Origin of the sequence: Pontibacter toksunensis (assembly GCF_042686245.1) — a bacterium.
GTDB lineage: Bacteria > Bacteroidota > Bacteroidia > Cytophagales > Hymenobacteraceae > Pontibacter > Pontibacter toksunensis.
Window position 1 is genome coordinate 1 of sequence record NZ_JBHUOX010000033.1, and the last position, 26,153, is coordinate 26,153.

The following is a 26,153-nucleotide window of genomic DNA, read 5'->3' on the forward strand; positions in this document are numbered from 1 at the left end:
AGGCGTCAGCAGCTTTGGTGAAGTTGCCTTTACCGTCGTTCAGGTATAGCCGGTCCTGCAGCAAGGCATCTTCCGGCGCAAAGTCATGGTAGCCCCCGCTCACCACGTACAGGTCTTGTTTCCCGTCACCGTTTGCATCAAAGAAAACTGCATTCACATCTTCGCTCATCTTATCTGCCTCAAAAGCAGGCGTAGGTTTCTGGGAAAACCGGCCGCCACTTTGCTGCAGGTATAGCGCCCCTGCCTGGCCCTTGCCACCACCCACAAACACATCCTCCTGGCCGTCCCCGTTCACATCGGCTTTCACAAGAGCCGGCCCAGAAAAAGACATCGGGTTCACCAGCAGTGGCTGCCGCTTGAAATCATTTACAGCATTTTTCTGGTGCGTGAACGACACTGGTGCTTTGGTCTCTTCAAAAGCCGGAGCATTAGGTCTTAGCGAACGGAAAGGAGCGCCTGCCTCACTTTCTTTGAGGGTGAGCAACTGGTTCGCCTCCACATCGCGCAGCACCTGCTGTTTCCCGCTCTGCCATACTATCATAAGTGAATCTATGGAATTCTCCTTCCCCAGTCCAAAATGCAGTACAGGCGAAACGCTGGACTGGTAACCGCGCGAAGGCATCTGCTCCTGGTACTGCTGCTGCCCATTGGCATAAAGCATAATCTTGGCGCCTACTCCAAAAGTATTCTTGCCGACTCCTTCCAACCTGAGCTGCAGGTAATGGTGGTCCAGTTGCTTGCCCGCTTCGTTTCGGTAAATAAATGCTGGCTGGTTGATGTTATTGACGATAAGATCCAAATCGCCATCGTTATCTAAGTCGGCATAAGCAGCCCCGTTGCTGTTGGAGGAAACGTTCATGCCCCAGTCTCTGCCCTTGTTCGTGAAAGAGAGGTCTCCGTTATTTTTGAAGATGTAATTGGTGACGTTAGAAGAAGGTATGGTGTTCACCAGTTCCAGCACGTGTTCCCGCTGCATTCTGCCCCCCTTCTGCTGCACAAAGCTGCCCATATACTTAATGAAGTCCATGTTAGTGTAATCGCGCAGGTAACCATTGGTAACAAACATGTCTTTCCAGCCATCGTTGTCATAGTCCGCCACCAAGGGAGCCCAGCTCCAGTCGGTGTTGGATAGCCCTGCCAGCTGCCCTACCTCGCTGAATGTGCCGTTGCCGTTGTTAATTTGCAGCATGTTGCGCATGTACTGGTAGTGGAAACCAGACTTCAGGCTGAGGTTAAATTTCTCATAGTTATCCGGGGCGAACAGCAGCTTTTGCCTTCGGTTATCTTCCGGCAGCATGTCCAGGGTGAAGATATCCGGAAAGCCATCGTTGTTGATATCAGCCACATCACTGCCCATTGAGAAGTGAGAGGTGTGCCCCATGCTCGTCTTCAGCCGATCTGTGAAGGTTCCGTTTTTGTTGTTGATGTACAGGAAATCCGGAATATCATAATCGTTAGAAACATAGATATCGGGCCAGCCATCGCCGTTGATGTCGGCCACTCCGGCTCCAAGGCCATAGGTCAGGGTGGAGGATTGGATACCTGCCTTCTTGGTGATGTCCTGAAACTGCCCGTTATCGTTCCTCAACAGCCGTACTCCGCGTTGCACATCTTCCTTTTTTAGCCACTCTGCCGTAGTGACTTCATCGAGTACCGGCAATGACTCCGGACTATGGTTCAGTAGAAACATGTCCAGGTCTCCGTCTCGGTCCATGTCAAAGAACACAGAGTGCGTACTGTTAGAAGGGCTGTTCAGACCATATTTCGCTGCCTGTTCTGTGAAGCGCGGTACTCCACTGGCATCCGGTCCTTCATTGATGAACAGCTGATTTTCCCGCTTCTCAGGGCGCAGCTTGCCGGAGTAGTTAACATAGATATCCAGTAAACCATCTCCATTTATATCGGCCATGGTGACACCGGTCGTCCAAGGGCCTTCTCTTCCGGCCACACCTGCTGCGGTTGTCACGTCCTCGAACTGCATGTTGCCTTTGTTCAGGTACAGCCGGTTCGGCACCATGTTTCCAGTAAAGTACAGGTCCTGCAGGCTGTCTCCGTTTACATCGCCTACCGCAACGCCGCCGCCGTTGTAGAAGTACTCATACATCAGCACGTTCGTATTCAGCCCTTCAGAGAGGTTGTTGGAGAAGGACACACCGGTTTTACCAGCAGGCAGCAGGGTAAATAGAGGATTAGTTACATCGGCAGCAGTTGTTGGCTCCTTCTCCTCCACTGCAGGCTTTTCCTGGCAGGCTGAGAAAAAGGTTAGCGTGAGTAACAGAAGGGCAGGTAGTGTGGGTCGGAGCGTGCGCATTACTGTAAGCGATTGGATAAAAGGTAAAAAAGAGAAATCTATGCCAGTACAGGACCAGCATAGATTTCTCTTGTAATATAATAAAATAAATCTTAGTACCCAGGGTTCTGAGCCAGTTTATCGTTCCTGTTAATTTCATCCCGGTGGATTGGCAGGAAGTACATCTTGTCGTCCCAGGCCCGTTTCTCAACTCCTTCTCCCAGCAATATCGGGTTATAGGTATAGTTGTAGTTCTCCGGGCTGTACTGGTAGGTTGTTACTGTTTTACCTGGTTTGAGCGTTCCTTTAATGTCAATAATACCTGGTTGCTGCCCAAATGTTTCTTCAGGTATCATCCAGCGTCGAACATCGTGGTAGCGCTGCTCTTCGTAGGCCATTTCTATCCTGCGCTCGTTGCGGTAGCGTTCCATCAGTTCCTGGCCAGATGCGGTCACAGCCGGCATACCTGCCCGGAAGCGGATCTTGTTCAGCCATTCCCGCGCTATGTCTTCCTCTCCTAACTGAATACTGGCTTCTACATAGTTCAGCACCGCTTCTGTATAGCGGAAGAAAGCCCACGGCACCTGCTGCCACATGTTCATATCACGCAGGTTCGGGTTCGGGTCAACAAACCGTCTCATGTAGTAACCGGTGCGGGTACCGTTCCAGTCTTCAATAGAGCTCTGCCTGGTATCAAGGCCAAAGTGAGTTGTTTTCTGCCCATTCGCGCCAATCACCTCATACTGCCCGGTCTGGATTTCATTTGCAGGGTCTGCTGTGGTCGTGAAACGAGGTTTCCAGTCAGAAGCATCATGCAGGATAGTAGCGTCCAGGCGTGGGTCGCGGTTTTCATAAGGAGACGCTGCATGCGCAGGGTTATTCCAGTCGAACTCAGTGCCGTCCATCATTTCATAGTCGTCTACCAAATCCTGCAGCGGCGTATTACCTGCCCAGTTCCGGTACCCGTTCGGGCCGTTGAACAAGCCTACGCGTCCGCCGGCTTCGTTCTTTGACTGTATGAAATGGCGGCCAAAGATCATCTCGTTTTCAGCGTTGCTCCTGAAAAGAGACATATCGATGTAATTCTGCGTTCCCTCTCCCGGGCTAACCGGCCCTGTCAGGTTCAGCATAAATCCGTAGCCAGGCAAATCCAACACAGCTTTGGCTGCGGCCTGCGCTTTTTGCCAGCGTTCCATTCGGTCACCGCTTACATAGCCTATCAGCTCCGGATGAGGATAAGAAGCAATGAGATTTGACTGTGAGCTGGCAAAAGGGATATCATGCAGGTCGCTAGCAGCATACAACAGAACACGGGACTTAAGTGCCAGTGCAGCCGCTTGGTTGGCTCGTCCCTTTGCCATGGATTTACCTTCCAGCAACTGGGCTGCCTGCTCTGCATCCTTCACAATAAAGTCAATCGTCTCTGCAAACGTATTGCGGTCGAGGGTATAGTCTGGCTCACCAAGATCATACGGTTCCTCTACAAGCGGCACCCCACCATAATAGCGCATTAGCTGATGGTACATATAGGCACGCATGAAAAGTGCCTCTCCCAACAGCCTTTCCACCATAGCAGGATCATTAAACTGCGGGTCCTGCAGGTTTGTGATGGCTATGTTAGCTGATCTGATCCTGCTGTACATGTTCGGCCAGTTCAGGGTGTAGTTGATCCAGCCTGGGTCCGCAGGGTTAGAACGGGCTTCCGTAATTACGTTAATGCCCCTGCCCGGGTGCGTAAAGATTGCCTCATCAGTAAGAGAGGCCTGCATTTGCTCATCGAATCCGCCCTGGCCCAGCACATTGTAAATGTCAGTTACGTAAGCTTCGGCAAGGCCAGCGTCTGTCCAGACGAGGTCCCCAGGTACAGTTGTTAAGGGCTGGGTATCTAAGAAGTCATCATTACAGCCGGTCGTCAGGACCATGGCCATAACAATACTCAGGGAAAGGGTTTTTAATTTATTAAATCTTTTCATCTTCGAATTCACTTAAAATGTTGCTGTTACGCCTGTGTTGATGATTCTCGACTGCGGATAGTACTGGCCGTTCGCATTCACGTTTTCAGGGTCATACACCTTTAGTTTATCCCAGGTAGCCAGGTTCAGTGCATTCACATACACACGTAACTGATCTAGACCTATTTTACTTCCAAACTCGGCCGGAAGTGAATAGCCCAGCTCTATGTTCTTCAGTCGGATATAGTCTGTGCTTCTCATCCAGTAGGTGTTACCGCCAGAGAAATACTGGTTTCCGCGGTCAGAGATGCGTGGATGCTCTGAGGAAGGATTCTCTACTGTCCAGCGGTTCACATATATATCTTCCAGGAAGTTACCGATACTTCCCATCTCACCAGTTCCTATGGTTGTCACGGCTCCGGCTGAACCCTGGAACAGGATGCTGAAGTCAAAGCCCTTGTAGGTTGCACGGGCATTCAAACCTCCCTGGAAGGTAGGGATGTCGTTTCTTGGATCTCTTGTTCTGTCGTCAGGAGTAATTTTTCCATCAGGCACACCATTTGGGCCAGACACATCCTTGTATCTCATGTCGCCGGGACGCAGTGTACCAACAATGGCGCTGTAGTCAATTGGGTTAGCATCAATTTCAGCCTGGTTCACAAATACACCGTCAAACTCGTAGCGAAGGCTTGTTCCCATTGGCATACCAGTAGAGCGCTGGTGAGCAGGAGCTCCCGGTGCTTCATCCCAGAAAAGGATTTCGTTTTTGGCATATCCACCGTTCACGCTCACGTTGAACAGCACATCACCAATCTGGTTGTTATAGCCAATTAAAGCATCCCAACCACGGTTTGCTACTTCCCCTATGTTTTCACGAGGCAAAGAAATACCAGTGGTCTGCGGTATAGAGGCATTTCGGAACCACAGGATGTTAGTCCGCTTATTGTGGAAGACGTCGAACTCGAAGTTAATTTTGCCTTGCAGCAACTGACCATCTACACCGATGTTGGCGTTGGTGGCCACCTCCCAGGTAATATCGCGATTTGGAACTCTGTTTTCACGCAGGGTCAGTACCTCCTGCCCGCCTATGATGTAGGTATTATAAGTATTTGTTAACAGATAATTATATTGGTTTCCTTCTGGGCCAAGATTATCGTTACCCATCTGGCCCCATGAACCGCGTAACTTCAGGTAATTGACAAAGCCTACGTTATTCTTGAAGAAATCCTCTTCAGAGATTTGCCAGGCAGCCAGCACACCCGGGAAGAATCCGTAACGCGTTTCAGCCGGAAAAATATCGGAAGCATCGTAACGCCATAAGAATTCTGCCATATACTTCTCCTTGTAGTTATAGGCAAAACGTCCGAAGTGACTCAAGCGAGCTCTTTCGGATGCGAATCCACCATTATTTCGCTCCAAATTACCGCCTGCAGATATTTGGTCAACCACAGGAGAGATAAAGTATCTGCGATAGGCAGAGAAGCCATCATGATCAATTGTTTCCCTGTTTGTACCTGCCATTGCTGTTACCGCATGGTCGCCGAACTTACGTTCGTAAGATAGTATAGCACCTAACAGGATGTTTAGCTGCTCCTCGTTTCCCATGTTCAGGTTCGGATCAGCTGGTCCTCTCCGTCCGGATGTAAGAATAGGCGTAGTACCGTCTGCCTCGAAATCTGTTCCGTTCCAGGAATACAGGAACCACGGAATCTGCCATCTTTTCTGGCGGCGGGTCATTTTATCAACTGCAGCCGTACCAGTCAGCTTCAAACCTTCTATCCAAGGGTTTGTAATTTCTATAGAGCCGTTTGACTGCAGGTAAGTGCGGTTATCGCGGTCATACCCGGTTTCGTTTGTCGTGATAACAACCGGGTTTTCTCCGTTTTCGATATCTGGTCCCGGTCTTCCGTTCGGCCAGCGGGCAGGTGAAGTAGGGAGGCCGCGCATTTGCATCCTGAAGATAGCACCAGCACTCACAGTAGGGAAAAAGCGGTTTTCCTGGCGCGCCAGCATACCCACACTTGCTTTGATATACTCGTTCACGTTTGCATCCAGGTTTACCCGCAAATCATACTGCTTGTAACCTGTGGCAGAGTTTTTATAGAAGGCATCCTGGTTTACATAGTTCAGGGAAGTTAAGAACCGGATGTTGTCGCTACCACCTGTCAACTGCAGCGTATGCTGCGACTGTGGAGACCACTCCTTCAGGGTAGCGTCGTACCAGTCTGTGTTCGGGTGTGTCCATGGGTTAGAACCATCTCTGAACTTCTGAAAATCGTCCGGATCATAGTGTGCATTTACCGTAGAACCGTCTGGCAGGGTATAGCTTCCCGTTTCATTGAAAGCCCTTGTGGCTTCTCCCCAAAGAGACACTGGAACGCGGTTGTAAATTTCCAGGTCGTTGCGCATTTCAGCAAACTGAACGTTGTTGGCCAGGTCAGGAATAACTGTTGGCTGGGCAAAACCTTGGTTAAAGGAGTAAGACAGCTTCGGCTTTCCTGCTGTACCACGCTTGGTAGTAACCAAGATAACACCGTTCGCTGCACGTGAACCATAAATGGCTGCGGAGGCATCCTTCAATACAGAAATACTTTCGATATCGGCTGGGTTCAGACGCTCGATACCACCCGCACGGGCTGGTACTCCATCAATAACCACCAGTGCACCGTTCTCTCCTAATGTGTTGGAGCCCCTAATCCTGATTATGGATCCATCGTAACCTGGTTCACCACTCCTGTTTACAGCCACAACGCCTGGCATGCGGCCTGCAATGGAGTTTGTCACGTTCACGGCCGGGGATCTTTGAAGCTCCCCTCCTTTAACCGCGGCAACAGAACCGGTAACGGTTTCTTTTTTCTGAGTACCATACCCTACAACCACTACTTCCTCCAATGCTTCCGCATCGGTGCTCAGTTGCACATTTATGCTTGTGCGGTTATTGATGGGTACCTCCTGGGCTGAGAAGCCTATAAAGGAATAGACAAGTGTTCCGTTGCCATTCGGTACATTAATAGTATACGTACCGTCAGCACCGGTTGGGGCTGCAGTGGAGGTGCCCTTCAGCAATACTGTCACGCCAGGAAGGGCCACACCTTTGTCGTCGGTAACCTTTCCCTGTACCGTAATGCCCTGAGCATACGCTACAACAACAGAGAGAAAGAAAAGAGGCAGTACCAGCAGGTACCTGACCTTCTTGAGTAAATGGTGTTGCATAGATTCTGGATTTAAAGTGAAAAGAATTATTTATTGCTTGTATAGATGTATGACGTGCTCCAATAAACAGGATCACCAAAAACCAGCAAGACTGGCTTTACCTTTTAATAGTACTCGCAACACTTAACTATTAATACAACTCAGCATATTGCTAAACTTGAGGCTATTATCCCTCCTGTTTGGCAACACCTATTATTAGTTAAATGAAATATGAAATTTACTCAGGCAGGCTGCTTTATCTGCTTGCCTTTTTTGAACCAATTATATTTTAATAATATAAAAGCACTTCAATCAGGATACCTCCTATTCAACCCACTCATATTTTTATAAAAACATGAGTGTCCAGATGCAGATTATTCTTACTATTATACTATATATTTCGTTTATCCCAATAAAGAGATAGAGTATAGTTCAATGCGAAACGTAATACTGGCAATGTCAAAAATCCTTTTCCTCCCAGAATTAAAGAGCAGCTTAAACACATGTCTTAGCTAAGCCTTTTTCTTTCACTGCTCCTGTTCAGAAGATTAAATATAAACATCACATTATAGAAAAGAAAGCTTTTATAGAATTAAGTAAGCAATTACTTTTTATTACTAAAATTGTAATTTTCGTAACATAAGCTATCAGGAGCAGAAAAAGAGGTGGCTTCAGAGGGGGTAGAAAGCTCTTTCACGCTTCGCCTGATCCTTGAGCTTTCAGGTAAAGCATGATACTGCCCCCGCAAAAAATGTTCTGCTTCTGACTTTCTGGTAAAATCCTTCTAAACCTCTCTCCCACTTCCTGCTCAACTCAAAGATTTTATTTTCAACACTCTAGCACTCATATCAAAAAAGTCGTTGTCTTCAAGTTATTCCCACGATGGTGTCTTAAAATGCATGAAACACAGTTCTTACGTCATTCCCTTTCCCCTGCCTGTATTAGCAGCTTCGCTACAGCGATAAGCTGTTCTTTTTTCCTCCGGTCAGTGGTGTTTCTTTGCCGTTCCACACAAAAGTACCGGTAACGCCTTCAGGCAAGGTCACTTCTGCCTTTAGCTGATTCTTCCTGTTGACGCTGTACTTCACCTTGATCTGGCCCTTTGGGTGTGGTATAGTTCCGCTGGCTTCTTTTAGGTCGCCCAGGTGGGGAGTGATGCGCACTTTACTGAAGCCCGGTGCATCGCTATCAATGCCCAGCACGATGCGGTATAGCTCGATATTTGGGCTGGCTCCCCAGGCATGGCAATCAGACCGCGACGGCTCCGGCTGCTCTGCCCAGGTAGTAAGACCTTTGGAGAGCTGCGTGCGCCATTCCTCCAGCAAACTTATATACCGGTTCCCTAATCCGGCTTTCGCAACAGCCTGGTGCAGGTAATACTTAAAGTAAATGCTGGCTGGCGTGAGGCTGGGCTCACTTAGCACCTTTTCTATGACCGCCCGTGCCTCTTCCCCCTCCACTACACCACCTAACACAGCAAACGTATTGGTGTGCTGCGAGAAGTTCTTTTTATCAGGCGTATCGGCAAACAATCCCTTGCCGGCATCCCAGTATAGGTTTTTCAAGGTTCTTTTCAGCGCCTCAATTTTCTGCTCATACTGCTCTGCAAAGGCAGGCATATCCACTGCACGCTCCAAAGGCATCGCCGCCTGGTAGGCCAGCAGGAGTTGCATGTCCAAGGCTGCTGAACTTCCTCCTTCTGCTGCTTTTGGAGCCATACCAGCTTTCCATCCAGGTGCCTCCGCCCAGTCGGTAAATGTCCAGTAAGGCACCGCTCCCATGGCTCCGTTTTCTTTTTGCTTCGATTCAAAGAAACTGATGATGGCACGTGCTACAGGCAGCTGCTCTTTTATAAAAGCCTCATCGCCGCGGTACTTCCAGTAGTCGTTCACCATCCCAATCCACCACAACGAGAAGGTGGGAATGTATTGCGGCAAATGGCTGGGATAGCGGCTCTGGGTGATGCCACTCAGGCCATGGGAATAGCGAATCTGGTTGATGGCATTTCGCACCAGCCGGTCATCTCCGCTGTTGTACAGGGAGACCAGCGCCTGTATGCGGGTGTCGCCCACGTATTGCAGCTGCTCGTAATACGGGCAATCCATGTAGGTTTCGTGTGCACACAAGCGCGCTGTACGCCAACCCACCTCCAATATCTTATTCAGTTCCGGACGCTTCGCATCAAAAGTAGCCGCCATTTCAAAGGGGTAGCTGGTGTACAGTCCGTACAGGTCGTTGATGGTGAGCGGCTGCTCTTTCGTTTCTATTTCTAACTCTATGTAGCGGTATGTGCGCCACCACAGCGGCACAAAAGTGCGTGCTTCTCCTCCATCAGAGATAAATTGATCTTTATAGCCAATAAAGACTTTGCCTTCCACTTTGTCGCGGTTGCCTTTGTACTTGGTTTCTGCAATGCTTTTGCCTTCATCCACAAATAGGGACTCTGCATACCGTAAACTGACCGTTGCTCCCTGCCCGTCACTCATCGTCAGCACCGGGAAAGCCGTTGTTTCAACTCCCTGGTCCAGTATGAGCGTAGCTTTTGTGTTGGCAGGCACCCTGAAGGCTGCTGCTTTTTGCGGAAAGTTCTTTGGCGCCGGAATACCCACCGCTTTCCTGACACTTGTCAGCCGCTGCGGCGTAAGTTCCATTGCCGGAATGCTGCGGGGCTGCAGGTGCCATCCTTCATGCCAGGGTTCAAACAACCCACCCACCAGACCAGGTGAGATACTGCTTGCTGCGGGCCAGTTACTGTCATTGAATGCTTCTGTTTCCCAGCCCCAGTCATAGGCAGCCGCATCTATTCTTTCGCCGGGGCCAACCACGAAATAGGTATACAGGTTGGTGTTGATGGGCGCATAGGCTCCGCTACGTATAGCTTTCCAGGAAGCGCCCGTGTCTACCAAGCGCTCGGCCGGCCCGTTGCCCTGCATAATAAAACCGGTGCGGTTACTCATCTGCGCGACTGGCATGTTTTCCCCATAGTTCCACACCACAGCCGCCAGTGTGTTCCTGCCTGGCTTCAGAAAAGGAGCTAAATCTACTGTCTCAAAATTCCAGTGAAACACATCGCTGCGGGCGGGACCAAAGCACACCTGCTTCCCGTTCACATATAACCTGTAGCGGTTGTCGCCGGAAACATGCACCAGGAAAGTGGTGGGTTTGGCGGCGAGTTCTATGTTTTTCCGGAAGTGGTAAACACCAAATGCCTTTACTGGTTCACCTGCCACTGCAATCCACTGGGCAGGCCAGGGCTTAACAAGCAGTTCTTCTGGCAAAGCGGGGTTGGGGATTTGTGCAAAAGAGAAGAAGGGAAGTATGCTTGCTAAAGCAGAAAATAGAAAAACAAGTTTTTTCATGAGGGCCGCTCGGGTTATGAATTCAGTTTTAAGCATGTAGCATCTTAGTTATTAATCTACATAAAATTATCATACTACCATACCATTATCATCCAGTACTGTTTAAAAACATACAGGAGATACAAGCAAACAGATTAAACCGTTAGGAAATTTTTAAAGCCTTCTCATTTTTGTGATTGAGTTTCAGATAAACATTTTTTAACTATCCCCGCTAATTGGGACGGTTCTGGCGCAGCAGACTTTTGCCTGGTTTGAGATAGAGGGAAGCAATCAACTGCTTTACTGTAAGGTGTCCTTCATCTCTTTTAGCCACCAGTGAAACTACATGGCAAACTTTGCATTTCTCACAAAGCATTCAGTTTCTACTCACATTTACTATCTTGAGTTCCAGAACAAATTCTTACATCTACCAAAGCAGCTGAAGCTGGAATTACTATGAGAAAACTATTGTGCGTTGTTTTAGTATTGTTTGCCTTCGTCTCCTGTACCGTGTCACAAAAGCAAGCGGCGCAGGAGGATGTTTACCTGTTCTCTTACTTTGAAGGGAACGGAGATGGCCTGCACCTGGCCTACAGCCTGGACGGCTACCAATGGAAAGCCCTGAAGAACGACTCCATCTTCCTGAAACCAACCGCAGGCAATGACAAACTCATGCGTGACCCCAACATTATACGGGGCGGGGATGGCAGGTTCCATATGGTCTGGACAGTGAGCTGGAATGAAAAAGGGCTTGGATACGCCAGCTCAGAAGACCTTATCAACTGGTCGGAGCAAAAGTTTATTCCTGTGATGGCGCATGAGCCCAATGCCCGCAACACCTGGGCTCCGGAGCTGACATATGACCCAAAGAACAAAGAATACATGATCTACTGGGCTACAACAATTACCGGGCTCTACCCAGAAACACAGTCTGAGAAAGATGATGCCTACAACCACCGCATGTATTACGTCACAACAAAAGACTTTAAAAATTTCAGCGACACAAAGCTACTGTATGAGCCGGGTTTCAATGTGATAGATGCCACCATTATAAAAGACAAGGACCAGTATGTGATGTTCCTGAAAGATGAGACCCGGGAGCCGGCCCAGAAGAACATCAGAGTAGCGTACAGTGAAAACTTAACTGGTCCTTACAGCGCCGCCGGCCCACCCATTACGGGCGGCTACTGGGCAGAAGGACCAACTACGTTGAAGCTCGGAGACAAGTGGCTCGTGTACTTCGATAAGTATACAGAGCATAGTATGGGGGCTGTACAGTCAGAGGATCTGAAGAATTGGGAAGACATTTCGGATAAGATTTCTTTCCCAGAGGGTATGCGGCATGGCAGTATTTTTAGAGTCTCGAAAGATGAGTTTGAGAAGCTACAGTAGTTGTTTCTGCTTGAAGCTGATTCTGCCTAGGCTTGAGTAGCTGCTGCTTATCCAGCGACTCATGGATGGCCTTTTTCATAGCTTGCTACGTGCGCTCCACTCCCGCGGGGGCGCGTTTTCCTGTTCGGCGCTGTTGGGGGTAGCTCCTGATATGCCACACTTACACTAAGGAAAGTTTATAGAACTAACCTGATGTGAGTAAACATCACTACTGTTTTACCAAAAGAAAGAACCACCTCCAATCTTTGTCATCCTGAAAGGATCTTGTGAGTTACCTGCAGATTGCTCACAAGATCCTTTCAGGATGACAAACCAGAAAAGCTTGGTTCATGTTTAGGTATACTCTTTCTTAATAAAAAAGGGAGGAGGCCTAAGTCAGCCTCCTCCCTTCTATAAGTTTGATCATAACTGGTACTAATACTTCATTTTCAGGATTTCGGTGCCAGCAAGAAGGAAGCAGCCAAGGCCATAGTCTTCAAAGTCTGGCATGCTAGTGTAGGACACGGGCTGTCCGTCTTTTGGCTCTTTTCCGGTGCCTTGCACATAGCCTAAAAACCCATTCTTATGTACCGCATCCTTTTGCATGGCATTCCATGCCTTTGCGATTACCGGAGTATACACTTTCGGGTCTAGTAAACCGTTGTTCACGCCCCAGGCCATACCATAAACAAACAAGGCAGTACCGGTAGTTTCTTTGCCTCCAAAGTGTGTCGGGTCATGCAGGCTCACATTCCAGAATCCATCCGGCCTTTGCAGGGGCACCAGCGCCTTCATCATCTCCAGGTATGTTTTCTTATACTCTTCGTAATGGGGTGCATCCTTCGGCATGATATCCATCGTTCTCACCAAAGCCGCCACTACCCAGCCATTGCCCCTCGACCAATAGGTGTCTTCGCCGTTTGGCGCCTTGTACGGTGGCACAAAATCAGCGTCACGCCACCACAGGCCGTCTTCCGGATTGTATAGACCGCCACCTATTTCATTTTTGGCAGCATCATACAGGTCATACATCTTTTCAAAATAGGCATCATCTTTATACATGACGCCAAGCTTGGCATAAACCGGCATGGCCATCTGCAGCGCATCAATCCAATCCCAGTCATCTTTCTTCTCAGAGTTCACCATGTTGTCGATGGATGCTTTGATGTCGCGGATTCGCTCTGGCTTCGGGTCTATCATGTACAGGTCGATGTAGGTCTGGCCGGCTGCCTGGTTGTCCGCATTTCGGGTAGAAACCCCGTCGCGCAGGCCCCAGTTGTGCTTTTCACCCCACTCCACCGCATAATCGTAATACCGTTGCTGCGGGTCCGCCTTGTATAGTTCCATCAGCCCCTCATAGTAAACAGCACGCGTCCAGATGTTGCTGGGGCGGGTTTTATTTGTCACTATCTCCTTGCCGGGGTCCGTCCACTTCTTCATGAAATAGTTGTTGGCAAGCGTAAGGGTTTTTAGAATCTTTTTCTTCTTCGGCAGTTTCTCCACACTGGCATTCTGAGCCGCACAGGTAAACGCCAGCAAACATAAAAAGAAGGTATTCCGAAGGGATGTGATACTGATAGTCATGCTGGTTATTTAAATTATAGAACTCTTTCGAAGAAGTATTTCGCTGGTGTTTAAGCTGAAAAAAATGGAAAACGCTGTTTTATCAGCACCAGTTTATAAGCATTGAATACAAAAGAAGCAATTAGTATGCCTCTGTAAAGCTAAAGTAAGAGACAATGTTTATATTTCTATCCTGCACTATCCTGTAATTTTCTGAATGAGGTCTCAATTCCTGGTACGCAGCACTCAAGCCACAGGCACCTTAAGGAGGTTACTTCTATAAGCAGGTTAGGGCAGGATAGCAGGATATATCTTACTTAGTATATTTGGGAAAGCCGACATTTCAGGAGCATCAGGAACATAGAAGTTCGTGCCCAGAACCTAAAGGCTCTAATGCTGCACCTTTCAGAATGTTAGCAACTGTTACTTTCATCATCTAATCAAGTATATCCCCTATGATAAAAAAAGGTATTGCTTCGCTCTCCTTTTTCTGCCTGTGTACCGCGCTCCTCTCCTGCCAGTCTGAGAAGGAGAACCAGCAGCAGGAGATTGTGCTCACCAACCAGTCTTCTGTTGATCTGACAGACAAGGCCGTTGCTGTTAACCGCGACAAGCTTTCCGGTATTCCCGAAGGAGACTTATATCCAGTCCTTCTCACGCAGGCTGGAGATACCGTAGCGGCGCAGTTGGATGACCTGGATGGCGACAACAAATGGGATGAACTATTTTTTGTGACCGACTTACCAGCGAACGGAAAGAGAACGCTTCTTTTGTCATGGGCAAATACGCAACCGGGTTATACCACTCGCACCAGTGTCCGGTTCGGGAAACGTCTGGCTGCAGACTCACCTGTGCAACCCAGAACAAGCGACACCCTCTACGCTAACCAGTTACCGAAGAGCGCCAACTATGGCTATCAGCCTTACCAAACCGATGGCCCTGCCTGGGAAAACGATAAGGTGGGCTTCCGCCATTATTTTGATGGCCGGAATGCCAAAGACATATTCGGCAAGAAAGTTTCCTATATGTCACCGGAAACAGTGGGCATCAGTGCTTCCGGTGCCGTGGAAGACAACTACCATGAAATGAAGGAATGGGGCCGGGATATTATGGCAGTAGGCAACTCAACAGGCATTGGCGGCATAGCCCTGATGATTGGCGACACGCCCTACCGCCTTGGGGTAACAGTAAATGACACGGTGAACAATGTCGAAAACACCAGCTTTAAGATTCTGACGGAAGGACCTGTGCGATCCATGTTGCAGCTCCGTTACAACAACTGGAAGCCTGACGGCACCGATCGGTCCTATACGGTAGAAGAGCAGCCCACCATCTGGCCAGGCATGTACGCGTACCGTAACACCGTCGAAGCCGCTGGTGTGCAAGGCGATGAAACCTTGCTCATCGGCATGAACAACCTCGATAAGACGGATTCAATTGCAGAAATCAATGTAGATGATGAATGGGTCGTGCTGCTAACCCACGACCGCGAAACCTACAACAACGAATGGATACTGGGCCTGGCGCTCATTTTACCCAAGGCTGCTTATCTGGGCTACATGGAAGCACCTGCTTCGGGCAAACTCGCACAGGCTTATTTTGCCAAAATGAAGGCGCAGGAAAACCAGCCTGTCACCTATTATGCAGTAGGCGGCTGGGAAGGAAGCAACGAAGCCTTTAAGGACCCCGCCTCCTTCCGCAACTACGTCCAGGACCTCACCCGCCAGTTAGCTGCCGAGGTTGATGTACAAGTTAAGTAACGGCAATTCAGGTGCAGAAGCCTTCAGCAAACCAATTTTCATTACCACATAAGCCCTTTTCAAGCTACGAAACAAACAAAATTGCCAGGTGCACTTTATGACACTCCACTGTCCGAGCGTTCAGCGAGTGGGGGTAGGGGCCCTCGATTTGGAGGGTCTTGATTCTTTTGCCTACTTTTCTCTAAGAGGGCCCCGCCGGCGAGGCGAAAAGCTAATTCAAAGCTTTGACTTGAAAGCTACATATAGCTTGGCTTATGGAGTAATGCAAAGTGCTATACCTGCTTATCTCCTTACTTTAATAGGTTATACAGCATACATACCAGAACACAAGCCGGACAGTACAGGATAGCCTATCTTCTTTTTCTCACTATTTTAGAATCATCATCCTTTTATTAGGGATAACAGGAACAACATTCATGGCAAAGCCTGTGAGGTAAAGCATCTCACCGCATTACTAAAATCAATCAAATGAAAGCAGCAGCAAAATATTCAAACCCTTTTGTACAGTACAGCAACTATCAGTGGTTCAGCTCGCAGGCAAAGAAAGCCATCTTTGCGCTCACCTTCGTCGCTGCTTTTCAGACGGCACAAGCGCAGACAAAGCCGGCCAAAGTCTCAGATGTGACCACGCCACTGCACGCCATGCAGCCTGACTACCCAACACCCTATGGCACCACCACCGTGGAAGACATCACCAAGGTGCTGACGCGGGTGCATGCCTACCTCGATGCCACTACGCCAGCGCGTATGATTGACCAGAAAACGGGCAAGCCTGTTACCAACCTCAAAAAGCTGAACAGCGATGCAAAGCTAGAGCAGGGCGACTTCCGGCTCACCAGTTATGAGTGGGGGGTAACCTACGCAGGCATGCTGCTGGCGGGAGAGGCCACCGGTGATAAGCGCTTCACGAACTACACGGCAGAGCGGCTGGATTTTCTGGCTGACCTGGCGCCGTACTACAGGAACGAGATGAAGAAGAACCCCAAGGTGGAAACCCCGCTCCGGCAGGTGCTGGCGCCGCATGCCCTGGATGATGCAGGTGCTATGTGTGCCGCCATGATAAAGGCCAGCCGCTATGGCGTAACAAAAGCAGACCTGCGCCCCCTCATCGACAACTACATCTACTACATCAGCAACAAAGAATTCCGGCTTCCTGACGGTACGCTGGCCCGAAACCGCCCGCTGCCAAACACCATCTGGCTCGATGACCTGTTTATGAGCGTACCGGCACTGGCACAGATGGGCAAACTGACCGGGGAACGCCGCTACTATGATGATGCCGTGAAGCAGGTGGTGCAGTTCTCAGAACGCATGTTCAACAAAGAGAAAGGCTTGTACATGCACGGTTGGGTGCAGGACATGGAACCGCACCCGCAGTTCCATTGGGCGCGTGCCAACGGCTGGGCTATTATGACGCTCGTGGAACTGCTGGAAGTGCTTCCGCAAGACCACCCGGGCTACCCTAAAGTAATGGACCAACTGCGGGCACATGCAAAGGGCCTGGCAGCGTACCAGGCCGGTGAAGGTTTCTGGCACCAGCTCATCGACCGCAACAACTCTTACCTGGAAACCTCCGCCACCGCTATTTATACCTACTCCATTGCCCGTGCTATCAACAAGGGCTGGGTAGATAAGCAGGCGTATGGCCCGATGGTGTTGCTGGCCTGGAATGCAGTTGCTACACAGGTAAACGACAAGGGGCAAGTGGAAGGAACCTGCGTGGGAACAGGCATGGCCTTTGACCCTGCTTTCTACTTTTATCGCCCTATTAACGTGTATGCCGCGCATGGCTATGGTCCGGTTTTACTGGCAGGCGCTGAAGTTATCAACCTGTTAAAAGGCAGCAAGTATGAGATAAACGATAGTTCTGTGCAGTTCTCATCCAGGAACCAGTAATCGGAACTGTTTATTCACCACAACCCGGCATGAAGCAAAGCTTGTATCAGCCCATAAGGCAACAGTTTATAAGACAGGTGGTACTGGCTGGCACTGTCTGCTGCTTCTTGTCAGGCTGTAAAGCAACGGCTACGGACGAGACAAGTACCGGACAGCAGGCTTCTGCACAGGCTAACACAGAGATGGCGAGGCCTAAACCGCCTTCCGGACAGGCAGCCACAACTACTCATGCGAATGCAGCGCATACTATTCTGAAAAAGTTTGACTTCGGAGCGGGAGCAGTGCAGGCAGGGTATCAGCAGGTGCTTCCCTCTACAAAGTATAGCAGCGAGCGCGGCTACGGCATCATCAGCAAATCTCCTGTGCAGGCCATTAACCGGGAAGGAGCAGATGCCTTGCGCAGCGATTTTATTACCAGCAACGCGCCTTTTTATTTTGCAGTAGATCTGCCTGAAGGAAACTATGAAGTAACTTTGCTGCTGGGCGACCTACAGGGCACGTCTACAACTACCGTAAAAGCCGAGTCGCGCCGCCTGATGCTGGAGAAAGTAGAAACACCCGCTGGCAAAGTGGAATCCCATACCTTCACCGTGAATGTACGCACACCCCGCATCAATGAAGTTGAAAGCATCCGCCTGAAGTCCCGCGAACTTGGTTACCTGAACTGGGACAACAAACTCACGCTGGAATTCAATAACTCCCGCCCCTGTGTGGCCGCCATCGAAATAAGGGAGACACCTGATGTAATCAGCATGTACCTGGCAGGGAACTCCACGGTGGTAGACCAGGAGTATGAGCCGTGGGCTGCGTGGGGACAGATGATTCCGCGCTTCTTTAAACCGGGCGTGGTGGTCACCAACTATGCCGAATCCGGCGAGTCACTGAAGGCTTTTGTGGGTGAAAGAAGACTGGAAAAGATACTGAGTGTCATCAAGCCTAACGACTACCTGTTCATCGAGTTCGCCCACAACGACCAGAAGCCGGGAAGTTCTCATGTGGAGCCCTTCACCACCTACAAAGACATGCTGAAGCACTACATCTCCGAAGCGCGTAAGCGTGGGGCCATACCGGTGCTGGTCACGTCGATGCATCGCCGTAACTTCGACGAGCAGGGCAAGATAGTCAACACCCTGGGTGATTACCCGGAGGCGGTGCGCCAGACAGCAAAAGAAGAAAATGTTGCTGTCATCGACCTGAACGCCATGAGCAAGGAGTTTTATGAAGCCATGGGCCCTGAAAAGTCCAAGAAAGCTTTTGTACACTTTCCAAGCGGCACTTTCCCGGGTCAGGAAAAAGAGTTGAAGGATGACACCCACTTTAGTGCGTATGGGGCCTATCAACTTGCCAGGGGCATTGTGGAGGGCATCAAAAAGAACAACTTAAAGCTGGCAGATTATCTGCGGGACGACGTGAAGCCATTTGATCCGGCTAACCCGGATCCGGTGGACAACTGGCAGCTCCCGCAAAGTCCTGATGTAACGGCAGTGAAGCCAGACGGTAGCTAAAATTCACCATGATGAACAGAATCAAAAATATACTCTTCTTGAGCTTCTTCCTTTCGCTGGCTCTGACGCAGGCTACTGCCCAGCGGCAACTGGAATACCTTAACCGTGGCGTGGTGGCTGTTTATACAGGTGCTGATTCTGTGTTTGTGAGCTGGCGCCTGCTTGGAACAGAACCAGAAGAAACAGCCTTCAACCTGTACCGGAAGACCGGCAATACAAAGCCTGTAAAGCTGAACAAAAAGCCTATCACAGAAAGCACAAACTTTACCGACACAGGTATAAATATCAACCAGGGTCCCTCTTATTTTGTAAGACCGGTGCTGAATAGTAAAGAACAAGCCCCTTCTGAGACCACAACAGTATGGCGCCAGAACTACCTGACAATTCCACTACAGACACCGGAAGGATACTCCCCCAACGACGCTTCTGTAGGCGATCTGAACGGTGACGGGCAATATGAAGTTATCGTCCACATGACAGGCAGAAGCCGCGACACACCTGCCAAAGGCTTCACAGACGAACCCATTTTTCATGCTTATACCCTGGATGGCAAACTGCTCTGGAAGATAAACCTGGGCAAGAACATCAGGGAAGGCGCGCACTACACACAGTTTATTGTGGTCGACATGGACGGAGACGGCATTGCCGAGTTTGCCTGCAAAACTGCCGACGGAACTGTAGACGGTTTAGGAAAAGTAATTGGCGATGCCTCGAAAGACTGGCGCGATAAAAACGGGAAAATCCTGCAGGGCCCGGAATACTTTACTGTGTTTGATGGAAGAACCGGTGCCGCGCTTGCCACCGCCGACTTTATACCCGGCAGGGGAGATTTGTGTGGATGGGGCGGCGTAGGCGGCAACAGTGGCAACGACTGCGATGGCAACCGGGTAGATCGTTTCCTGGCCGGAGCCGCTTACCTCGACGGCAAACTGCCCAGTGTGCTGATGGCTCGCGGCTACTACGGCCGATCAGTAATTGCTGCCTGGGACTGGCGCGATGGCAAGCTAACTTCCCGCTGGGTGTTTGACTCAGAAGACGGTGAAAATCCCTTTTCCGGCCAGGGCAATCATAGCCTGAGCGTAAATGATATAGACAGGGACGGCAAGGACGAAATAGTTTACGGTGCGATGGCGGTAGATGACAATGGCAAGGGCCTCTACACCACCGGCCTCCGCCACGGCGACGCCTTGCACGTAAGTCAGCTTGACCCGGCTAACCCGGACCAACTTGCATGGGGCATCCATGAAAACGAGACAAACGCAACCGGCTACGGCGTAGCGCTCTATAATGCCCGGACAGGAGAAATTATCTGGGGAGGCGAAGAAGGGAAAGACGTAGGCCGCGGCCTGGCTGCCGACATCGACCCCCGCAACCCGGGATCCGAAATGTGGTGGAACGGCAATAAGGGTTTGTATAATGTTAAAGGTGAGAAAATAGGCCAAAACCCCTCTTCAACCAACTTCGCCATCTGGTGGGACGGTGACCTGCTGCGGGAGCTCCTTAACAGCAACTATATTGATAAATGGGATTATGAGCAGGAGCAACAGGTGCGGTTACTTACAGCGGATGGGGCCACCTCAAACAACGGCACCAAAGCAACACCCGCCTTAAGCGCAGACTTGTTTGGCGACTGGCGCGAGGAAGTAATCTTCAGAACAGAAGACAACCAAAGCCTGCGCATCTATACCACCACCATTCCCACTAACCACCGCCTGTACACCCTCATGCACGACCCGCAGTACCGTATGAGCATTACGTGGCAGAACGTCGGTTATAACCAGCCGCCGCATACCAGTTTCTACCTGGGCCATGGTATGCAAAAGCCGCCTCGTCCGAATATTGTCGTTCCGAATAATGGTGGTGCAAAAACGGGAACCTCTAAGCGTTAGCCATCAGTCCTGGCGCCGGTATCCAACTGGTGACGCACAGTGGGTGCGAGTCCCTAGACTCGCTGGCGCTTACCGGGTCAAACCACCCCTACCCCTCCTTGTCCAAGAAGGGGAGTCTGCTTTTTCATTTCGCCAAGGGCTTTTTCCATTGCTACATTTCTTTCTGATAATTGCCAGCACAAAGTGAAGCTGTTTCCAGTCTTTGGGTTGAGCGCCTTGTAAATGTTGCGGTGCTGAACGCAGTGAGGCAGCCGGAGCAGAGCAGAGGCAGCTTCAGTTACACAGCGCGATTCCCAAAGACGAGGCCTCTCGGCCTAGAGAGCACAGACGAAGCCACGGAGAAGGTGACAAGTGAGTCGCTGGATAAACAGGTACAACGGCAGCTTAGACACACCTCACATTAAGCTCTGGCATGTAACTAAGCCTATGAAAGACTATTTTACTTACAGCTTTTGAAAGGCTATTGCAGTAGAATAAAAAAGCTACCAATTACAAGCCTGCGCCAGTGAGAAGTCAACTATAGCCCCTTCTATAGCCCCTTCGGATGCAACGGCACCATCATGATATCACTATCGGTTAGCATACTGGAATTAAACAGCACCCATTTCCCATCCGGACTGATGGACTGATGGGCGTGCGCCTGGCTTGAAAACGGACTTTTAGTATTCGGGCGATGGCCGGTCGTAAGTAAAGTTGCATCTCCCGTTTCTATATTTATCCGGTAGATGTTCCCGTCAAAAGAATCGCCTACGGCCCATTTTAAATCCTGTGTACCTGCAGAATGCCAGTAGCCGCCAAGCTCTTTTGCCTGTCCCAATCGTTTGGCGACTTCATTGGTGCGGATATTAAATAAGACAATACCTGTAGGATTCTTTCTCAGCCGGTCAATGTGGCCCATCAGGTTGAAAAGTACATGGTCGGGACCAGCAAACACTTCATGTGTCACCCACTCATCGGCCTTTTCTTTGTACACTGGCCGGTTGGTCACTTTACCTTTTTTGTCAACACTCAATACCCACATCCGCTGCGGCGCATCGCCACCTGTTTCCCAGCAGTACATCATTTCACCTGATACAAAAGGGTTCGCCTGGAAATGGCCAGTCCTGAAAGGCACCTCTACCAGCTTTGTTGTTTTGTTACTGTCAAAGTCTACACTATAGATAGCTGAACGATCATCTTCTGCCCTTGTCGAAAAGAAAATCCTTTTGTCATTTACATCCAGGCACGTCCCGCCTGGTTGCAGGTTTTCAGGAATGGTGGCGACTACCTTTTCGTAGCTGGCTGGCTCCTTTACCTTTCCCTGTTTGCTGTCGGAGAGTAATTTTTCCAGGTTCAGTTCGATTACCTCATTATCACGAATCCGGAAGGCTACATTTCTTCTATGACCTAAAAGAAGGTCGCCCCGGTTGTTTCCTGTCGTCACCTGCACAATCTCGTAGTTATCCATGGAGATGGCGTAATACTGGCGGACTCTTTGCGGCGTTTTGTCGCTGGCAAAGGTAACATTGCCACCTGCTGCCGTATTCCGGTTCGAACTGAACACAATGTGCTTTCCATCTGCCGTCCAGTTGGGGTGGTCCTGGTAAATCTTGGAACTGCTGTGCCTGGACGTGGTCAAGGCAGTAACCTGAACACCTGTTACAGGATCCGTAATGGTTAGAGCCTCCGAAGGAAAGCGCTGCCCGAAGATATCGGTCCCCGCCATGTCAAAGGTTTTGTCTACATGCGCCCTGTCGGAGTAGTCGACCCCCTCCACAATTTGGGCGTAGGAAGCCGGAATAAGACACAGGACACAAATACCAATTAATAAAAAACGAGCGTTATTCTGCACCGGAGCGCATGGTAAATCTCGCTTCCACATTTTTAACCAGGAACAGCTCATTTATATATTTTCAGATGTAAAACTTTCTTTTTCGCTACTATTATCCAGCCTCTACTCTGCCAGTTCAAAGTGTAATATAGCCCTACCAAAAAGGAGAAGTATCCTGTGGTATAGGGTACCGCTGCAAAATGCAGTTTTATTGGTAAAAGAAATGGTCCATACTTTCATCTGCAGGTTGATTGCAGGATAGTGCAGGACAGGGAATTGAACAGAGCAAGCTATATTTAAACTTAGAGCTTGCTACACCTTCGCCTGTTTTTAAACTGATTGCTGATTTACTACCTGTTCCATGAAAAACAGAAATATTTATTTCCTGCTTTTATTACCCTTCATTGCGTTAGTTTTTGCAGCCTTTCAGGCGAAGCCTGTAAAAGACGAACTGCCAAAACTGGCGTGGCTGAAGGAAGTGGGCGCGAAGAGAATGCCTACCAAGAAAAAAGTATATGAGGTGACAAAGTATGGCGCTCTGAACGACGGAAAGACACTTAACACCAAAGCCATTCAGGCAGCCATAGATGCCTGTGCAGCCAAAGGTGGTGGCATTGTCACGTTTAAGCCGGGTGATTACCTCACAGGCTCTATTTACCTGAAGAAAGGGGTGCACCTGCGCATAGATGAGGGCGTTCAGATTTTAGGAAGCCAGAACCTGGCGGATTACCCGGAGATAGACACCCGTGTGGCGGGCATTGAAATGAGATGGCCCTCGGCGCTTATCAATGTGCTGGACCAGGAAAATGTAGCTATTTCGGGTAAAGGAATCGTGCATGCCCAAGGGAAGCCGTTCTGGGACCTGTACTGGAACATGCGCAAGGAGTATGAACCGAAAGGGCTGCGTTGGATCGTAGACTACGATGCCAAACGTCCGCGCACACTGCTGGTTTCGGAGTCTTCGGATGTAACCATCAAAGACATCACCATGAAGCAAGCCGGCTTCTGGACCATCCATATCCTGTATTCAAACCATATTACCGTAGACGGCGTGGTAATACAAAACAACATTGACGGGCACGGCCCCAGCACCGACGGCATTGACATTGATTCTTCTTCTTACATACTCGTGCAGAACAGCGACATCGACTGCAACGACGACAACTTCTGCCTGAAGGCGGGCCGTGACTGGGATGGCCTGCGGGTGAACCGCCCTACAGAGTATGTGCTAATCCGCGACTGCATTTCCCGCGCAGGAGGTGGACTTATCACCTTTGGCAGCGAAACCTCCGGCGGCATCCGGCATGTACTGGCGCATAACCTGAAAGCCAAAGGAACCGGTGTGGGGATACGCTTTAAGTCGGCTACCACGAGAGGCGGCACAGTAGAAAACATTTACATGCAGGACATCGAGATGAATGGTGTGGGTACCCCGATTGAGGTGTCGATGAACTGGAACCCGAGTTACAGCTACTCTACTTTACCGGAAGGCTATTCTTATGAAACCATTCCGCAACACTGGAAAACGATGCTGCAGAAAGTAGAGCCGGAAGAGCGGGGCATTCCTAAATTCAAAGATGTTTATATCTCCGACATTAAAGTTAATGATGCTAAAAAGGCACTTTCTGCTGCTGGAATTCCGCAGTCTTCCATAGAGAACTTCCACCTGAATGATATTGAAATAGAAGCCAAAACAGCCGGTGAAATCTCTTATGCAAAAGACTGGACCTTTGATGATGTGGACATCGACACGGAAGATGACAGCGAGATTGAAATCCAGAACAGCACGAATGTAAATCTCTAAAACCTAGTATGACTGTCCTATTACGTCCATTCTCCAGTAAAAAGACTCTTTTGTAATAAGTACTCGTCTGTCGACATGCGCCAGTAACATTTGCTATAAACCCACAGATAAAGAAAAAGCCTGTGACTCTAGGATGGTCCAGGCTCTTTTCAGGTTATGTATGAAAATTTATTTTTGAACAGCTTATACTGCTGCCTATCTCCTTTGTGTTTAAATGTTGATGAGTTACGACTAACCTTCAGCTTTCCACCTGTTCTGAAGCTGCTATCAGCTTCTCTCTGCTCCAGTTCTCTGTCTATCTGGCCATAATCCTGAAGGTTACCACTTTCTTATAGAAAGCCTGATATACAACGTTTGCATACAATTTATTTAACTATTTCCCTTCACCTATCCTGCTGTATCCTGCTAGCACAAACAGAAGCTATTCCTTCCCCCGCAAACACTGCATTCTATAACTTTAATCGTGCTTATTCTTGTGTAAGTAATTTCATAAAAGGCATAAACATAAAGAGCATTCCTTTAGATGCTCTCTCTTCTCCAGCTTTCCTAGTGTTGAGGTGGCGCTATTTATTCAACTCCAGGCTGGCTAAAACGAACGGTCCTGTTCCCTTCGGATCGTTTGTCCGGATGAGCTCGTTTACGTAGTACTCATAAGAGCCGCTACGATACGGTTCGCCTCCCAAGCCTGCAACTGCACATACTTTATGGAGCAGCACTTCACCGTCCGGCTTCACCTCAATCATGTTATCGATAATTCCCTTAAAGCCTTTCTCTGCTACTTTCCTATACTGCTTGTCGATGTAGCCCTTGTTCGCTCCTTTCGCCAGCGCATAAACAAACATGCTGGAGGCAGATGCTTCCAGGTAATTGCCTTCTCGCGCGCCCTGGTCTACCACCTGGTACCACAGCCCTGTTTTCGGATCCTGATACTTTTGCAGTGCCGGTGCCAGGCGTTGCAGGATGCCTATTATCTCCTTCCGCTTCGGGTGGTCCTGCGGGAAGTAATCGAGCGCATCTACAATAGCCATGGCATACCATCCCATTGCCCTGCCCCAGAAATGAGGAGAAGTACCTGTCTGCGGATTTGCCCATTGTTGAAACCTGCTCTCGTCCCAACCATGGTAGAGCAATCCTGTCTTAGGGTCTCTGGTATGTTTCTCCAGGAGGATCAACTGCGTTGCCACGTCATCAAAGGCCGTTTTATCGCCGTAGGTTTTGCCGTACTGTGCCAGAAAAGGTGCTGCCATGTAAGCGCCATCCAGCCACATTTGCCAGGGGTAGCGCAGCTTGTGCCAAAAGCCTCCATCCGTAGTGCGTGGCTGCCACTTCATCTGGTGCCGCAGCGTCTCGATGGCAGTTTTGTATCTTTCGTCCTTCGTCTGCTCATATAGGTTAAAGAGTATTTTGCCTGAGTTGACCATATCGATATTAAAAGAGGCGGCATCATACGTTTTGATGTTCCCTTTCTCATCGATCATCACATCAGCATAGGCCTTGATGTAGTCCTGGTACTGCTGCTTTGGGTTCTGCTTTCCCATCTCCTCAAAGGCATGCAGCACCAGCCCCTGCGGATAACTCCACACAGGTTGTTTGTTGAACTCTATCATCCACGGCTCCGGATTGTTCTTGATAATGGACAGCGCCATCCGTTCCGACCACTTCAAGGACGTTGGAATATCAGGCTGAGGCTTTGGAGTAACCGCTGTGAGTGTGGTCAGCAAAACCAGGAAAAACAAGGTTACATTAAATGCTCCAGTGCTTTTAAATCTATTTCTCATGATAC

At 49.5% G+C, this 26,153-nt stretch carries 13 protein-coding genes; 6 read left to right on the forward strand and 7 right to left on the reverse strand.

From position 1 onward, the window contains the following. The 4 genes from ACFS7Z_RS24655 to ACFS7Z_RS24670 all read right to left on the reverse strand — a co-directional run. On the reverse strand, positions 1-2,311 hold a 2,311-nt coding region (locus ACFS7Z_RS24655), incomplete at its 3' end, for a VCBS repeat-containing protein (RefSeq protein ID WP_377491180.1). A gap of 92 nt (positions 2,312-2,403) precedes the next feature. After that, positions 2,404-4,263, reverse strand: a complete 1,860-nt coding sequence (locus ACFS7Z_RS24660) for a RagB/SusD family nutrient uptake outer membrane protein (protein WP_377491183.1) — start codon at positions 4,261-4,263, stop codon at positions 2,404-2,406. A 12-nt stretch (positions 4,264-4,275) separates the two neighbouring features. Then, positions 4,276-7,455, reverse strand: a complete 3,180-nt coding sequence (locus ACFS7Z_RS24665; RefSeq protein ID WP_377491186.1) for a SusC/RagA family TonB-linked outer membrane protein — start codon at positions 7,453-7,455, stop codon at positions 4,276-4,278. A gap of 932 nt (positions 7,456-8,387) precedes the next feature. Continuing rightward, positions 8,388-10,793 carry an alpha-L-rhamnosidase-related protein gene (locus ACFS7Z_RS24670; RefSeq protein ID WP_377491189.1) on the reverse strand — a complete coding sequence of 802 codons (2,406 nt, stop codon included), beginning with the start codon at positions 10,791-10,793 and terminating at the stop codon, positions 8,388-8,390. A gap of 435 nt (positions 10,794-11,228) precedes the next feature. On the opposite strand from ACFS7Z_RS24670, the gene ACFS7Z_RS24675 reads away from it, so the two are divergent. After that, positions 11,229-12,164, forward strand: coding sequence for a glycoside hydrolase family 43 protein (locus ACFS7Z_RS24675; protein ID WP_377491192.1), 936 nt, complete (start codon positions 11,229-11,231; stop codon positions 12,162-12,164). A gap of 414 nt (positions 12,165-12,578) precedes the next feature. Here ACFS7Z_RS24675 and ACFS7Z_RS24680 read toward each other — a convergent pair whose 3' ends face one another. Then, positions 12,579-13,727: a glycoside hydrolase family 88/105 protein gene (locus ACFS7Z_RS24680; RefSeq protein ID WP_377491195.1), complete on the reverse strand. Its 1,149-nt coding sequence runs from the start codon at positions 13,725-13,727 to the stop codon at positions 12,579-12,581. Positions 13,728-14,161: 434 nt separating this feature from the next. Here ACFS7Z_RS24680 and ACFS7Z_RS24685 point away from each other — a divergent pair, with 434 nt between their 5' ends. From ACFS7Z_RS24685 to ACFS7Z_RS24700, 4 genes are all read left to right on the forward strand, one after another. Then, on the forward strand, positions 14,162-15,466 hold the full coding sequence (locus tag ACFS7Z_RS24685) for a DUF4861 domain-containing protein (protein ID WP_377491198.1): 1,305 nt from the start codon (positions 14,162-14,164) through the stop codon (positions 15,464-15,466). Between the two features lie 468 nt (positions 15,467-15,934). Beyond that, on the forward strand, positions 15,935-17,362 hold the full coding sequence (locus ACFS7Z_RS24690) for a glycoside hydrolase family 88/105 protein (RefSeq protein ID WP_377491201.1): 1,428 nt from the start codon (positions 15,935-15,937) through the stop codon (positions 17,360-17,362). Between the two features lie 29 nt (positions 17,363-17,391). Next, the gene (locus ACFS7Z_RS24695; RefSeq protein ID WP_377491204.1) at positions 17,392-18,867 is read left to right on the forward strand and encodes a rhamnogalacturonan acetylesterase; all 1,476 of its coding nucleotides are present in this window, start codon (positions 17,392-17,394) and stop codon (positions 18,865-18,867) included. A gap of 8 nt (positions 18,868-18,875) precedes the next feature. Then, the gene (locus ACFS7Z_RS24700) at positions 18,876-20,756 is read left to right on the forward strand and encodes a rhamnogalacturonan lyase (protein WP_377491207.1); all 1,881 of its coding nucleotides are present in this window, start codon (positions 18,876-18,878) and stop codon (positions 20,754-20,756) included. A gap of 529 nt (positions 20,757-21,285) precedes the next feature. Here ACFS7Z_RS24700 and ACFS7Z_RS24705 read toward each other — a convergent pair. Beyond that, the gene (locus tag ACFS7Z_RS24705) at positions 21,286-22,512 is read right to left on the reverse strand and encodes a TolB family protein (protein WP_377491209.1); all 1,227 of its coding nucleotides are present in this window, start codon (positions 22,510-22,512) and stop codon (positions 21,286-21,288) included. 415 nt (positions 22,513-22,927) lie between these two features. On the opposite strand from ACFS7Z_RS24705, the gene ACFS7Z_RS24710 reads away from it, so the two are divergent. Continuing rightward, positions 22,928-24,370 (forward strand): glycoside hydrolase family 28 protein, encoded by a 1,443-nt coding sequence (locus ACFS7Z_RS24710; RefSeq protein ID WP_377491212.1) that lies wholly within the window; start codon positions 22,928-22,930, stop codon positions 24,368-24,370. Between the two features lie 563 nt (positions 24,371-24,933). On the opposite strand, the gene ACFS7Z_RS24715 is transcribed toward ACFS7Z_RS24710, so the two are convergent. Further along, entirely contained in the window at positions 24,934-26,148 is a 1,215-nt protein-coding gene (locus ACFS7Z_RS24715) for a glycoside hydrolase family 88/105 protein (RefSeq protein WP_377491215.1), read from the reverse strand. Between the last annotated feature and the right edge of the window lie 5 nt (positions 26,149-26,153).